Source organism: Flavobacterium sp. CG_23.5, from assembly GCF_017875765.1.
Taxonomy (GTDB): domain Bacteria; phylum Bacteroidota; class Bacteroidia; order Flavobacteriales; family Flavobacteriaceae; genus Flavobacterium.
This window is the reverse complement of sequence record NZ_JAGGNA010000001.1, coordinates 693,678-708,353: the sequence shown is the minus strand read 5'-3', so window position 1 is coordinate 708,353 and position 14,676 is coordinate 693,678. Positions and strand designations below refer to the sequence as shown.

Below are 14,676 nucleotides of genomic sequence, written 5' to 3'. Positions count from 1 at the left end.
TCTATTTACTGATTTGAAATCTAGACTGTTGGTGGTTATTTTAGGTTGATGCTTGTAGCTATGTAACTTGGAAAAATAGTAGATTGATAGATAAAAAAAATCCCAACTTTATAAAAGTTGGGATTTAGAAAAATTTTATTTTCTTTAATATAAATTCGGATATTTAGTCGGATTTACCTCGTTCATCATAGCATAGACTTTTTCGAAAATGTCCTCAGTTGAAGGTTTAGAGAAATAATCACCATCTGTTCCATAAGCAGGTCTGTGTGCTTTTGAAGTTAAAGTTTGCGGTTTACTGTCTAAATAATTATAACCATCCTGTTGCTCGATAATTTGTTGCAAGATATAAGCTGAAGCTCCGCCTGGAACATCCTCGTCAATTACTAAGAGACGATTCGTTTTGATGATACTTTTCACTAAATCTTTATTAATATCAAATGGTAATAAAGACTGTAAATCTATAATCTCACAATCAATACCTACTTCAAGCAATTCTTTGGCCGCTTGTTGTACCAATCTCAAAGTGGAACCATACGAAACCAAGGTTATATCTGTTCCTTCTTTCAACGTTTCAACAACGCCAATTGGGGTTTTAAATTCACCATAGTTCAAAGGCATTTTTTCTTTTAATCGGTAGCCATTCAAACATTCGATCACTAAAGCTGGTTCGTCACATTCCAATAAAGAATTGTAGAAACCTGCTGCTTGTGTCATGTTTCTAGGTACTAACACATGTATTCCTCTGATGGCGTTTATGATCATTCCCATAGGAGATCCAGAATGCCAGATTCCTTCTAAACGATGGCCACGTGTGCGTATAATTAGTGGAGCTTTTTGTTTTCCTACCGTACGATATCTTAAGGTGGCTAAATCATCACTCATGATTTGGATTGCATACAATAAATAATCTAAATATTGAATTTCAGCAATTGGGCGTAAGCCACGCAATGCCATTCCAATACCTTGACCAATAATAGTTGCTTCACGAATTCCTACATCGGCTACACGAAGTTCTCCATATTTTTCCTGCATTCCTTCTAAACCTTGGTTTACATCACCAATATTTCCTGCATCCTCACCAAAAATCAAAGTCTCAGGATATTTGGTAAAGATAGCATCAAAATTATCACGCAATATCATTCGTCCATCAGTGTCTTCTGTGGCATTTTCGGAATATTGGGGTAAAACTTTTTCAACTGAAAACACATTCAAATCAGTTTCAGAAAATAAGTTGCTGCTGAAATTTGGTTGAGTTTTTTTAGTATACGATAGTATCCATTGAGACAATTCCTCTTTTCCGTTTTCATTCATTACTAATCGTAATGTTTTTCTGGCTGCAACAAGAATCTCTTTTTTCAAAGGAGATTTATTGCTGCTTAATTCAGAAATGAAATTTAAGATTGTTTCTTTATTTTTGCTAGTTTCCGCTATTTTTTGTAGCAAAGAAATCAGTTCTTTTTGTTCTTCAATAATAGGATTCAAAAAGGCGCTCCAAGCCGCTTTCTTCCCTTCCATTACTTGTTTTTTGGCTTCTTGGTCAATAGCTTCAATTTCTTCTGGAGAGGCAATATTAATAGCAATCATCCATAGTTTCATTTGGCGAAGACAATCAAAATCTCTTTCCCACGCTAATCGGGCTGCGTCTTTATATCTTTCATGAGAACCAGAACTAGAATGTCCTTGTGGTTGAGTGAGCTCATTTACATGAATCAAAACTGGAACGTGATTTTCTCTTGATATGAGAGCTGCTTTTTCATAAGTAGCAACTAGATCAACATAGTCCCAACCTTTTACTCTCAGTATTTCAAACCCGTTAGTATCTTCTTCTTTTTGGTATCCTTTTAAAATTTCAGAAATATTTTCTTTAGTAGTTTGATGTTTTGCATGTACCGAAATACCGTATTCATCATCCCAAACACTCATAACCATAGGCACTTGTAAAACACCCGCAGCATTTATGGTCTCAAAAAATAAACCTTCAGATGTACTTGCATTTCCAATAGTTCCCCAGGCAATTTCATTACCTCCATTAGAGAAATTAGTTGCATTGGGTATTCCTGAAACCTGTCTGTATATCTTTGAAGCTTGTGCAAGTCCCAATAATCGAGGCATTTGCCCGGCAGTAGGAGATATATCAGCGCTTGAATTTTTTTGTTTCGTTAAATCTTTCCAAGATCCGTCTTCATTTAAACTGTGAGTGGCAAAGTGACCGCCCATTTGTCTTCCTGCTGACATCGGTTCTTGTTCAATATCAGTGTGACCATACAATCCGGCAAAAAATTGTTGCACGGTTAATTCACCAATGGCCATCATAAAAGTTTGGTCGCGATAATATCCAGAGCGAAAATCACCGTCTTTGAAAGCTTTGGCCATTGCCAATTGTGGAACTTCTTTTCCGTCTCCAAAGATCCCAAATTTTGCTTTTCCAGTTAATACTTCCTTACGTCCTAATAGACTACATTCCCTGCTTATTGTGGCTATTCGATAGTCATTTAATACTTCGGTTTTGAAATCTTCAAATGTCAATGTAGAATTGATTTTTTCTTTTATCATAATTGAAAAGTATAACTTTGTGAGGCAAATTTAATTAAAAACTAGCTATTTTCATAATTCATTGAAAAAAATATAATTAAATTATTGCAATATATTTGGATAAAAAAGGGGCTCTTTTTTAATTATAAGTACTTAAATAACTATTTTTTTAGTAATAATGTAAATATAAATGGTATTTGTAATGAATTAAAACCATTTTCGATTAAAAATATTGATTAATGTTTTTGGTGATAAAGTAACTAAAAATCTTATTTTTTCATTATAATTATTTTGTCCTATTTCCCATCCATTATTAGAATATACAGGAAAAAACAATTCAAAATAATCGGTGACCAAGTTGAGACGAATACCAGAATCATAAACAAATTTGCCGTTCTGAAACTTATTTTTAACTACACCTACATCACCATAAATTTCAATCCAATTCCAGATATTAAAACTTCCGTTTACCGTTGTAATCCATTGATTGGCATATGGAGCAGCTAGTTTGGATTTGAATCCTCCTTCGGCTAATATGAATTGTTGACTAAAAAGACCTGCCTTTTCAGATCGGCCGTAATAATTGTAATCAAATAGATAATCCGTGGGTCTGTCAAGTGCAAAACTATAAAAATCAGAATCCGTTTTATTATACAAAAAACTACCGGCGTACATTCTCAAATTAATCTGAAGATTGTTTTCAAAAAGCTTTCTATATTCCAATTCGCCTGAAATTTTCCCAAATTCACTTGAGATTTGTAAATCAGAGGTGAAACCAAAATGATTAGTAACTTCCGTTTTTGAATTAAAATATTTTGCATCAAATACGGAATAATTTTCTTTTGAATTAGTAAGCAAAATGGAACTCTTTTCTTTATTTACGAGTACTTGTCGTAACAATATTGCTTGTTTTCTGTTGTCTCTAAAATTTTCTTCTCTGATTCTCAGTAGAACCATAGGATTTATCCTTAGGTAAGATGCATCAGGAGCGTAATGAAAATAGGAGCTTGACAGAGAATATCTCACGTTATAAAGTCTGCTATTTCTATAATTTTGATTGATTGCTAATGAACCCGATCCTGAAAAATTATTAGTTTTCGTTGAATAGGACGGATTAATGTCAAAAGTGAAAGGTTTATCCAGTATCGTTTTATTGTGTAATCGCAAACCGGGAGACAAACCATCATATAAATTATAAGATAAGGAAGGGACATACAAAATTTGATTGTAATAAGGATCTTCTAAATCCTTCATAAAATTAAATTTAATAGGACGATTGTTTGGGTAAAAGCTTTTTAATGATTTCCAGTTGTTTCTCAAATTGTACTCTGGAACTTCATTTTTATAGTTTAAAACGATTTTATCGACACTTTTTCTTTCAATTGTAAAACTGCTGTCTATTTCGGGAATATCAAGCCATTTCTTAAAAATAATTTCCCCTTTTTTGATACCGTAAACAGGAACTGGAACTAAAACACCTGTTTTACTTTTTACAGAAAAGGTTATACTGTCTTGAGTTCTTGAAACAGTAGAAAATTTGTAATCAATAATATCACGAGAGTTAATAATCGTTTTAAAAAACCAGTTAATATCTTTATTTGAATTGGATTTTAATATTGTTTCAAAATCATCTCTTGAAGTTTGTTTTTCCTTATTTTGAGTATAAAACTGACGAATACTACTGTTTACAATATTGTGGTCAAGATAATCGTCTAAATAGATAAGACTAAGTCCGGCCCGGTATTTACTGGCAATCTGTTCGTTGAATTTTATCAAGCTGTTTTTTGGATTTCCTAGTGGCTGATCTAAATTTTTTCGAGCCATAAGCATGTAAAAATAGCTGTATTGCTCGTTAAAATCTAAATTAGTCAAATTATAACTTTTCAATAATCTAAATTTAGAAACACTGCCAAACATCTTGGTATTTGGATAATTTTCATCAATGTATTTCATCATTGCATAGACTTGAATTCCATCATAAATCCAGTTGTCTTTTCTTGGATCTAAACGCAAACTGTTTTTTAAATAGGAATTCAGGTAGGTTTTTAAAAATTTGATTTCAAAAATAAATTCATCCGAAAATGGACTTAAAAAAGACGGCAACTGATTCAAACCGTAGAAAGGATTTCTTTCATAATCTGTTTGGGAAACAATTATTTTTTCATGTGGATATTTTCCAATCAGGTTATTGGCATAATTCATTACACGATCCACAATAATTGCTTTTTGAACGGCACTTACTTTATTTTCTTTAAGATTGGTCAGGACTTCAGTTGCACTGTTTTTATAAATGATGAAAGTAGATTTTGGTTCTATAAAAAGACTAAAATCTGTTCTGTTATTTCCAGATAGTTTATAGTTAGAAAAGACCTCATTTTTAGGGGTTAAACTATTATTTAAATCAGAAGTGATTTCTAAGTTTTTTGGAATTTTCAAGTCAATGTCAAAATTTGAAACGGCATTGGCAATATCATCTAAATTGTTATTGTTGTTCCGAATAAAATCATGGTTTTCATAGCGGGCAGGAGTAAGGAACCAGTTTTTTAGGTTCATTTCCCCGTCTTTACCGTAGCCATATTTTGTAAATTTATCACTGGGAATTTTAGTAATATAAGTAAGTTGTAAAATTACTTTCTGATTGGGAAGCAATTTTTCTTTTAATTTGACTACAATTAAATCGGGATTCTTCTCTGTTCGTTCCCAAGAAATTATCGACAGATTTGAATCTGATACGGTTAAATTTTTTGTACTCCCTCGTTCTTCTTCTTTCGCCAGATGAAAACCTCGGTAAAATTCATCAGAAAAACGTTTAGCTAATGGTGTATTTTTATTAGAATACCCATTGTTCCAATCATTCAAAACAATCGACGTCAAAGTGTCACTCGATTGGTTAAAAAAAGAGATTTCTTGTTGTATGTTCAGCGCTTTATCCTCTGAATTCAACTCGATAATCATCTTAGAATGATGTTGTCCATATTGTTTTATCGAACTCAATAAAACAAGATTAAAAAAGATGATTTTATAAAATAATTTCAAGTAGCCGTTTTAAAATTTTAAAAAAATAAAAGTACTTATTATTAGACACAAAATGAAAAAATGTCGATTCAAAATAAAATAAAAAAAGCTGCATAAAAGCAGCTTTTTCTTAAAAATTGGGAGTTAAATCGTATTTTTTATAAAACTTATCTAAAACTTCAACCACTTCATCTTCGGTATCAACAATTTTAAACAAATTCAAATCCTCCGCGTGGACAGTGTGCTCTTTTTCTACCAAAACTGTTTTGATCCAATCAATTAATCCTGCCCAAAAGCTGGTACCAACTAATATTATCGGGAATCTGGCGATTTTTTTTGTCTGAATTAAAGTCATCGCTTCAAACAATTCGTCCATAGTTCCAAAACCTCCCGGCATCACAACAAATCCTTGCGAATATTTAACAAACATTACCTTTCGAACAAAGAAATAATCAAAATTCAAATTTTTGTCGCTGTCAATATATGGATTGTAATGTTGCTCAAATGGCAATTCAATATTCAATCCTACCGATGTGCCGCCACCCAAATGTGCGCCTTTATTTCCGGCCTCCATTATTCCAGGTCCGCCACCAGTAATGACGCCATAGCCGGCTTTACTTATTTTATAGGCAATTTTCTCAGCCAGTAAATAATATTTATCCTCTGGTTTTGTTCTGGCAGATCCAAAAATAGTCACACAAGGACCTATGCGCCCCATGCTTTCATAACCGTTGACAAACTCGGCCATGATTTTAAAAATTGCCCAACTATCATTGGTTCTAATCTCATTCCAAGTCTTTCTTTTCATCCGGTCTTGGATTACTTTATCCTCGTCATTGTCAAAATCTTCTAATCTCATCTTCTAAAATATAATTTAATATCAATTTTTTGGAGCTATTTCCAGCTATTCGCTTGTATCTTTTTACTTTTTAAAGAAAAAAAATAAAAAGGATATCGCTTCTATCTGGGCTAGGACTCCAATCGACTAAAGTAATTCTTTTTTCAAGAACTGCGCCGTATAGCTTTTTTTATTTTTTATAATTTCCTCAGGAGTTCCTTTCGCAATAAGTTGTCCGCCGCCTTTTCCGCCTTCAGGACCAATATCTATAATGTAATCTGCCAGTTTGATTACGTCCATATTATGTTCGATAATCAAGATCGTATTTCCTTTATTAACCAGTTTATTGATTACTTCCATCAACACTCTGATATCTTCAAAATGCAAGCCAGTTGTGGGTTCGTCGAGAATGTAAAAAGTGTTTCCAGTATCTTTTTTAGACAATTCACCTGCCAATTTGATGCGTTGTGCTTCTCCACCAGAAAGTGTCGTGCTTTGTTGTCCAAGAGTGATATATCCCAAACCAACATCCTGAATTGTTTTTACTTTTCTATAAATCTTAGGAATCATTTCAAAGAACGGAACCGCTTCATCTACGGTCATATTCAGCACATCCGAAATGGATTTTCCTTTGAATCGAATTTCCAAAGTTTCTCTGTTAAAACGTTTTCCTTGACAGGTTTCACATTCCACATAGACATCAGGCAAAAAGTTCATTTCAATCGTTCGTACTCCTGAACCTTCGCAGGTTTCACAACGTCCGCCTTTCACATTGAAACTAAAACGACCTGCTTTATATCCCCGAATCATACTTTCGGAAGTCATCGTAAACAGATTTCTTATTTCGGTAAACACTTCTGTATATGTTGCAGGATTCGAGCGTGGCGTTCTCCCAATTGGACTTTGGTCAATATCAATTACTTTGTCAATATGTTCTAGACCTTCAATTTTTTTATAAGGTTGTGGTTTTTTGACACCATTAAAATAATACGCATTCAAAATAGGGTAGAGCGTCTCATTAATCAAGGTAGATTTTCCGCTTCCCGAAACTCCGGTCACGCAAATCATTTTGCCCAAAGGCAATTCTATCGAAACGTTTTTCAGGTTATTTCCAGTTGCTCCAGTTAATTTTAAGAATTTTCCATTTCCCTCACGGCGTTTTGCTGGAACTTCGATTTTCATCTCGCCGTTCATGTACATTGCTGTGATGGTATGGTGTTTCAAGATTTCGGCAGGTGTTCCTTTACTGATGATTTCGCCGCCATATTTCCCAGCTTTTGGTCCAATATCAATCACATAATCCGCACGTTCAATCATGTCTTTATCGTGTTCCACCACAATAACGGAGTTCCCAATATCTCGTAATTGCTCCAAAGAATGAATAAGTTTATCATTGTCTCTTTGGTGTAAACCAATACTTGGTTCATCCAAAATATACAAAACACCAACCAACTGCGACCCGATTTGAGTGGCCAAGCGGATGCGTTGTGCTTCACCACCAGATAGCGATTTAGAACTTCGGCTTAAAGCCAAATAAGCCAAACCAACATTCATCAAGAAATTCAGTCTATCCTTAATTTCTTTTATAACTTCAGTAGCGATACGTTTTTGTTTATCGGACAAATGGTTGTCTAAATCGTAAAACCACAACGTCAAATCCGAAATATCCATATCACACAATTCCGCAATATTTTTTTCGTTTATTTTAAAGAATAGTGCTTCTTTTTTCAAACGGGAACCTTCGCAAACCGGACATTTTATTTCGTCCATGAATTCCTTAGCCCAACGTTTTATGCTTGTTGAACCGCTTTCGTCATGTTGGTTTTTGATAAAATGAGAAATCCCTTCAAAATCAATTTTATATTCACGGGCAACTCCCAAATCTTTGGAATTGATTGTAAATTTTTCTTTTCCGCCATTCAAAATCATTTCCATGGCTTCCTCTGGAATAGTTGATACAGCATCTGTCAATTTGAAACCGTATTTTTCTCCTATAATTTCCAATTGCGTGAAAATCCAAGACGATTTGTATTCGCCCAAAGGAGCAAAACCGCCCGCTTTTATGGATAATTTTGGATTTGGAATAATCTTCTTTGGATTTATTTCATTTACTGTTCCTAAGCCGTTGCAATGATCGCAAGCGCCTTTTGGGGAATTGAAAGAAAATAAATTTGGTTCTGGATTTTGATAGGAGATTCCAGTTGATGGACACATCAAATTCCTGCTGAAAAACCGTACTTCATTAGAATCTTGGTCTAAAACCATCAAAACGTTTTCACCATGATGCATCGCTGTATTGATGCTATCGCTTAACCGTTTTTCATTTTCGGGAGTATCATCAATCACCATTCTGTCTACCACAATTTCTATATCGTGCGTTTTATAACGGTCTAATTTCATTCCTAATGTAATATCCAGTATATCACCATTCACTCGAACTTTAAGAAAACCTTGCTTCGCAATTTGCTGAAAAAGCTCGGCATAATGTCCTTTTCTAGCGCGAATAATTGGAGCTAATATATTGATACGTTTTCCGGTAAAATCATTAATAATCAAATCTTTGATTTGTTCATCATTATAACTAACCATCTTTTCGCCCGTATTATAGCTATACGCATCGGCACCTCGAGCATAAAGCAAGCGCAGAAAATCGTAAATTTCAGTTATGGTTCCTACAGTCGATCGGGGGCTTTTACTAGTCGTTTTTTGTTCGATGGCAATCACGGGAGAAAGTCCATCAATTTTATCCACATCGGGACGTTCTAAACCTCCTAGAAACTGTCTTGCATAAGCCGAAAATGTTTCTACGTATCGACGTTGCCCTTCGGCATAAATGGTATCGAAGGCTAATGATGATTTTCCTGATCCCGAAAGCCCAGTAATTACGACTAGTTTTTCTCGAGGAATGGAAACATCTATATTTTTAAGATTGTGAACACGAGCGCCTTGAACTTCAATGGTATTGTCTTTGTCTAGCATAATTTTTGCAAAAAAGCAAAGTTACCATTTTGATTTATTCTTTCGATAGAACAGTATAGAAGTTTATGTTAAATTAGAATATAAAAAAACGCTAACATAAGCTAGCGTTTTCTCTTTCTTGTTGCCATATATTCCTCAATGGCTTCTCTAGTGGTAAGCCAATTACGACCTTCTTTATAGGCATCAATTTTTCCTGTTCTAGCTAGTAAACTAATATATTCTTGACCATAAGGCATATTAGGTTCTTGCACCAGATTTGAAATTTCAACATATTCTTTTTCATTACCTGGTAAAGCATTGATGTAAATATTTAAAGTACGTTCCAATGATTGACACATTAATAGGGTCAATTTTTGATAATTACCGCCATTCGCTTGATTGAGCGCTTCATAGTATTTCTTTCTATCATTTTTTAAGATGATTGCAGGCGGAAAGCCACTTCGCATCAATAATAGATTCATTGCCAGACGAACTGTGCACCCATTTCCATCAAAAAAAGGATGTATCCAAACTAATTTATGATGAAATACAGTTGCTAATTCTATATCATTAAGTTGCAATGGATTTGTATTTATAAAATCAATCAACTCATCAAGTAAATCCGAAACTCTATTAGCATTTGGTGGCATAAAATTAGCACCTGTAATGCGAACTCCTCCGTTGCGGATTCGTCCTACAAAATCATCTTCGATAGAGCGTAAAACTAATCCGTGTAATGATAAAATGTCTATGCTTCGCAAATTATAATTATCATTTACTATGGAATATAAATAGTCAATGGCTTTATCATGATTGTGAGTTTCAAAATGCTCCCGAAGTGACTTTCCTTTTATGGTAATACCCTCTTGAATGACCATCTGTGTTTCTCGTAAACTCATGGTATTTCCTTCAATACTATTAGAATTGTAGGTCCACTCGATGGATAAACTTTCTTTAATTTTATGCAAAGCGATGTTTGGCAAAGGTCTGCTGGATTGCAAAATTTGCTTTTTTTCATACAATCTGTCAAAGGTTGATTGAAATTCTGGTCGATATGTTAAGTCAATATTCCACATATTAACAACAAATATACTTCTTAATATCGGATATCCAAGAATTAAAATCTATCCGATATTAAATTTATTCTATTGTCATCGATTTTAGTTTGGTTCTATAGGCTTCCAACGCAAATGATTTGGATATAAATCCAAAATATTTTCCGTCTTTTATTACGGGAAGAAAAGCGACTTTAGAACTTTCAAATTTATTCATTACTATTTCCATACTGTCATTTGGATAAATGATTTCAATAGGTTCGGTCATGATTTCTTTTACCAAAGTATATTTTACGCGATACTGATTAAAGATAATTTCTCGGATGGTATTAAAATGGACAATACCAACCATTTTCTTTTCTTTATCGACTACAGCAAAAATTACTTGATTCGAGTGTGAAATTAAATCGACTAATCGTTCTAAATTTTCATCAGTGGAAACGGTTAAATAGTCTGTTTGAATTATTGAATTAGTGTCTAATGTAGCAAGTATATTTGTGTCTTTGTTGCTCGTAAAAGCATGCCCTTTTTGTACTAAACTTTTTGCATCCATCGAATGTTTTTCAAAACGTTTTGAAATGGCAAAACTGATAGAAGCGACAATCATAAGCGGAATCATTAAGTTGTAACCTCCCGTGATTTCTGCGATTAAGAAAATTGCGGTTAATGGGGCATGAAATAATCCACTTAAAATTCCAGCCATTCCAACCATCGTAAAATTGCTAATGGGCAGATTAGTGAGTCCTGTTAAATTTAGAAATTTAGAAAAGAAAAAACCCACATACGAGCCCAAAAATAGGGAAGGAGCGAAGTTACCTCCATTTCCTCCTGAACCTAAAGTAATCCCTGTAGCAAAAACTTTCATCATCATCGTCAAACCAACAAATGCTAAAAGAGCCCAACTGTTATTTCTAAAACTACTAAAAAGAGTGTTTTGCATTAATTGTCCTGGGTCATTTTCAGATAATGTTTTAATACTTTCATATCCTTCACCAAAAAGTGAAGGAAAGATAAAAATAATAATTGCTAAAATAGAAGCGCCGAAAAGTGCTTTCTTATATGGGTTGAGTTTTAGTGTAGCAAAATAATGTTCGGTTTTATTAAAATTTCTTGAATAATAAATAGAAATGAATCCGGTAAATAATCCCAAAAGGATGTAATAAATTATATTGTGATAATCAAAAGTTTGTTGCTGTTTGAAGGATAACAAGATATTCTCATCTAACACAATTACCGATACTAATGCACCTGTGGCTGCGGCAATCATAATGGGAGTAAATGCAGAAATACTCACATCAACCAATAAAACTTCAACGGCAAATAATACTCCTGCAATGGGGGCATTAAAAGCAGCAGCTATTCCAGCTGCGACTCCACAGCCTATTAATAAAGTCCTATCCTTATAACTTAATTTATATCGTTGAGCATAATTTGAACCAAAAGCTGCTCCTGTAATTACAATGGGGCTTTCTAAACCAGCAGATCCACCTAAACCAACGGTAAGGGAACTAGTAATGATTTGGGCATACATTTGCTTTGTTGGAATAATACTTGCTTTTTTCGCTACAGCATATAAAATCTGTGAAGTTCCTTTTTCAATTGTACCACCCAGAACTCTATTGATTACAAATACCGTAAGCAAAATCCCTACTATTGGTAGAACACTGTTAATAAAGCTTAATTTTAGAGTACCATTTATATATGTGGCAAATGAAAAAACCCAGTGTGCAAAGGTTTTTAAAACAATTACAGCAAATGCCGAAGTGATTCCAACTAATATACTGGATAAGAAAATGAATTGTTTTTCTGTTAATATCGATTGCGACCATGCAATTATGTTTTCTAACTTGAAAAGATATTTTTTGAACATTATGATTTTTTAGAAGAGCGCTAAATTACAATTATTTTGAACTCAATTAATATTTTTTAAAGCTTCTTTTGTACTCAACGGCATTAAATTATTATTGATCACAAATTTTTTTACTGCTTCAGGGTTTGTTTTTGCATATTCTCGCAAAGCCCATCCAATTGCCTTTTGAATAAAAAATTCTTTTGAAGTTTTATGTCTCTCTGCTTCCCTTTTCAGTAATTCAAAATTAGTTTTTTCCTTATAATTCAATTGAAATAAAATGGCACTTCTATTGAACCACATATTGTCAGAACTGGAAAAGCGTTGTAATACATTTTCGGTTTCCAATGGGAATTCGAGTAAATATTCTCCTAAAATGTATTTTGAAGTAGTATCAACACTGTCCCACCAAGAATTTGAAGAAATTAATTTTTCAATGAGTTGAATATCTTCTATCTTGTAATTTCCTTTAAGCTCTTTTATCAAAATTTCAATTGCGCAATAATGAAATTCTCGTTGTTGTTTCAAATACATTTCTAAAGCAGTTGCTCTTGCATTTTTAGTAACTTCAGCTTTGTTTTCTTTCCAAATTTCCTTTAAAATACGTCTTCGTTCCTCAGTTTTTATTCCAAAAAAGGGAAAGTTATTTTTCATGTATTTCGCCATTGCAAAAGCATTTTCGGGATTGCTATTTTCATGAAAAGCTGATTCTAATGTTTTTATAAAATTCATAATTCTAAAATCCAATGGCTTTGTCATCCCCTCTAAAATCGGCTCCTCCTTCTAAAGTTTTATTTGGCAGGACTAAAATAGCATCAACTTTACCAATAACTGGCGTTGTCTTTTCATTGATTAAATACCCTTTTGATTTTAAGGTTTCAAAGGTTTTAGTGTCAAAAGTATTGGGTTCAAATGTGATTAAATCCGGCAACCATTGATGGTGAAATCTTGGGGCATTTACTGCTTCCTGCATACTCAAACTATATTCGTTAACATTTAATATCGTTTGTAATACCGATGTGATAATGGTAGATCCACCTGGCGAGCCCACGGTCATAAATAATTTTCCATTTTTTTCTACAATGGTTGGGGTCATAGAACTCAACATTCTTTTTTGTGGAGCGATGCTATTGGCTTCATTTCCTACTAACCCAAACATATTAGGTTCCCCCGGTTTAGCACTAAAATCATCCATTTCATTGTTTAATAAAAATCCCAATTCATCACAATAATATTTCGAACCATAGCCGGCATTAAGCGTTGTTGTTGCTGCAATTGCATTACCAAATTGGTCAATTATCGAATAATGTGTGGTTTCTAAACTTTCACTATAATTTACTTTTCCTTCTTTTATATCAGAAGAGAGCGTTGCTTTATCAAAACTAAAATTTGACATTCTTTGCTTCAAATATGTTTCATCCATTAATGCTTTTAAGGGGATTTTCACAAAATCAGGATCTCCTAAAAAGTAACTTCTATCGGCGTAGGCTCTTCGTTCCGCTTCCACAATAACTTGGATTGCCTGAGTTGAGTTATGTCCCATTTTTGATAAATCGTAAGGTTCAATCATATTAAATATTTGGGCAAGACATATTCCGCCACTGCTGGGCGGAGGCATCGAAATGATATTTAAATCTTTATATTTAAAAGTAAGTGGTGTTCTCCATTTAGCTTCATATAGAGCCAAATCTTCCATAGTAATTATAGCTCCTTTTCCCTGCAGATAATGCACTAAAGTTTTGGCTGTTTCACCTTTGTAAAACTCATCTCTACCATTTTTTGAAATTCGTCTTAAGGTGGCTGCTAATGCCGGATATTTTATAGTATCATTTTCTTTATAGACTTTTGAAAGTACTGAATTGGGACCATTAATGTTACTCAATTCCTCACGATATTCATTAAGTCTCTGCTCTTGTTTATGGGTAACCACAACGCCATTTTCTGCTAATTCAATAACCGGTTTTAGTATTTCAGCGATAGGTAAAGAACCTAATTTTTTATGTACTGCAAAAATACCTGCTATGGTTCCCGGTATCCCAATTGCCAATGGAGATTTTGTACTTTTACCAGGAATGACATTTCCTTTTTTATCCAAAAACATATCTTTTGTGGCGGCTAACGGTGCTTTTTCTCGGTAATCCAAAGTTCCTTTTTCACCATTTGCTTTTCTATAGACCATAAAACCACCACCACCTAAATTTCCGGCGTAAGGATAAGCTACTGCCAGTGCTAATTCAGTAGCGACCATGGCATCAAAAGCGTTTCCTCCTTTTTTCATGATTTCTACACCAATTTTTGAAGCTTCTTCTCGCGCTGAAACAACCATTGCTTTATTAGCAACTAATCCAGTGGGTTTTACCATTACATTTTGAGTTTTACAACCGATACAAAAAATGCTCAATACAACAATAATTTTTTTCATTCTGATA

The 14,676-nt window shown here is 33.7% G+C and carries 8 protein-coding genes; all 8 read right to left on the bottom strand.

From position 1 onward, the window contains the following. Positions 1 to 144 precede the first annotated feature (144 nt). The 8 genes from H4V97_RS02910 to ggt all read right to left on the bottom strand — a co-directional run bounded on the left by H4V97_RS02910 (position 145) and on the right by ggt (position 14,669). Positions 145 to 2,553: a thiamine pyrophosphate-dependent enzyme gene (locus tag H4V97_RS02910; protein ID WP_209548851.1), complete on the bottom strand. Its 2,409-nt coding sequence runs from the start codon at positions 2,551 to 2,553 to the stop codon at positions 145 to 147. Between the two features lie 186 nt (positions 2,554 to 2,739). Further along, on the bottom strand, positions 2,740 to 5,487 hold the full coding sequence (locus tag H4V97_RS02905; protein ID WP_209550258.1) for an aminopeptidase: 2,748 nt from the start codon (positions 5,485 to 5,487) through the stop codon (positions 2,740 to 2,742). A 190-nt stretch (positions 5,488 to 5,677) separates the two neighbouring features. Beyond that, positions 5,678 to 6,406, bottom strand: coding sequence for a TIGR00730 family Rossman fold protein (locus tag H4V97_RS02900; RefSeq protein WP_196851043.1), 729 nt, complete (start codon positions 6,404 to 6,406; stop codon positions 5,678 to 5,680). Positions 6,407 to 6,532: 126 nt separating this feature from the next. After that, the gene (gene uvrA / locus H4V97_RS02895) at positions 6,533 to 9,364 is read right to left on the bottom strand and encodes an excinuclease ABC subunit UvrA (RefSeq protein ID WP_209548850.1); all 2,832 of its coding nucleotides are present in this window, start codon (positions 9,362 to 9,364) and stop codon (positions 6,533 to 6,535) included. Between the two features lie 101 nt (positions 9,365 to 9,465). Continuing rightward, positions 9,466 to 10,419, bottom strand: coding sequence for a Fic family protein (locus H4V97_RS02890; protein ID WP_196851045.1), 954 nt, complete (start codon positions 10,417 to 10,419; stop codon positions 9,466 to 9,468). Between the two features lie 64 nt (positions 10,420 to 10,483). Next, complete coding sequence (locus H4V97_RS02885) at positions 10,484 to 12,268, bottom strand: chloride channel protein (protein WP_196851046.1); 1,785 nt, start codon at positions 12,266 to 12,268, stop codon at positions 10,484 to 10,486. A gap of 42 nt (positions 12,269 to 12,310) precedes the next feature. Next, positions 12,311 to 13,006 carry a DNA alkylation repair protein gene (locus H4V97_RS02880; RefSeq protein WP_209548849.1) on the bottom strand — a complete coding sequence of 232 codons (696 nt, stop codon included), beginning with the start codon at positions 13,004 to 13,006 and terminating at the stop codon, positions 12,311 to 12,313. Continuing rightward, positions 12,984 to 14,669, bottom strand: a complete 1,686-nt coding sequence (gene ggt / locus H4V97_RS02875) for a gamma-glutamyltransferase (protein ID WP_209548848.1) — start codon at positions 14,667 to 14,669, stop codon at positions 12,984 to 12,986. Before ggt ends, H4V97_RS02880 begins: the two co-directional genes overlap by 23 nt. Between the last annotated feature and the right edge of the window lie 7 nt (positions 14,670 to 14,676).

Bases quoted from the DNA above. Each gene is read 5' to 3' on its own strand.
- H4V97_RS02910 (WP_209548851.1), bottom strand. From the start codon at position 2,553: ATGATAAAAGAAAAAATCAATTCTACATTGACATTTGAAGATTTCAAA.
- H4V97_RS02905 (WP_209550258.1), bottom strand. From the start codon at position 5,487: ATGATTATCGAGTTGAATTCAGAGGATAAAGCGCTGAACATACAACAA.
- H4V97_RS02900 (WP_196851043.1), bottom strand. From the start codon at position 6,406: ATGAGATTAGAAGATTTTGACAATGACGAGGATAAAGTAATCCAAGAC.
- uvrA (WP_209548850.1), bottom strand. From the start codon at position 9,364: ATGCTAGACAAAGACAATACCATTGAAGTTCAAGGCGCTCGTGTTCAC.
- H4V97_RS02890 (WP_196851045.1), bottom strand. From the start codon at position 10,419: ATGTGGAATATTGACTTAACATATCGACCAGAATTTCAATCAACCTTT.
- H4V97_RS02885 (WP_196851046.1), bottom strand. From the start codon at position 12,268: ATGTTCAAAAAATATCTTTTCAAGTTAGAAAACATAATTGCATGGTCG.
- H4V97_RS02880 (WP_209548849.1), bottom strand. From the start codon at position 13,006: ATGACAAAGCCATTGGATTTTAGAATTATGAATTTTATAAAAACATTA.
- ggt (WP_209548848.1), bottom strand. From the start codon at position 14,669: ATGAAAAAAATTATTGTTGTATTGAGCATTTTTTGTATCGGTTGTAAA.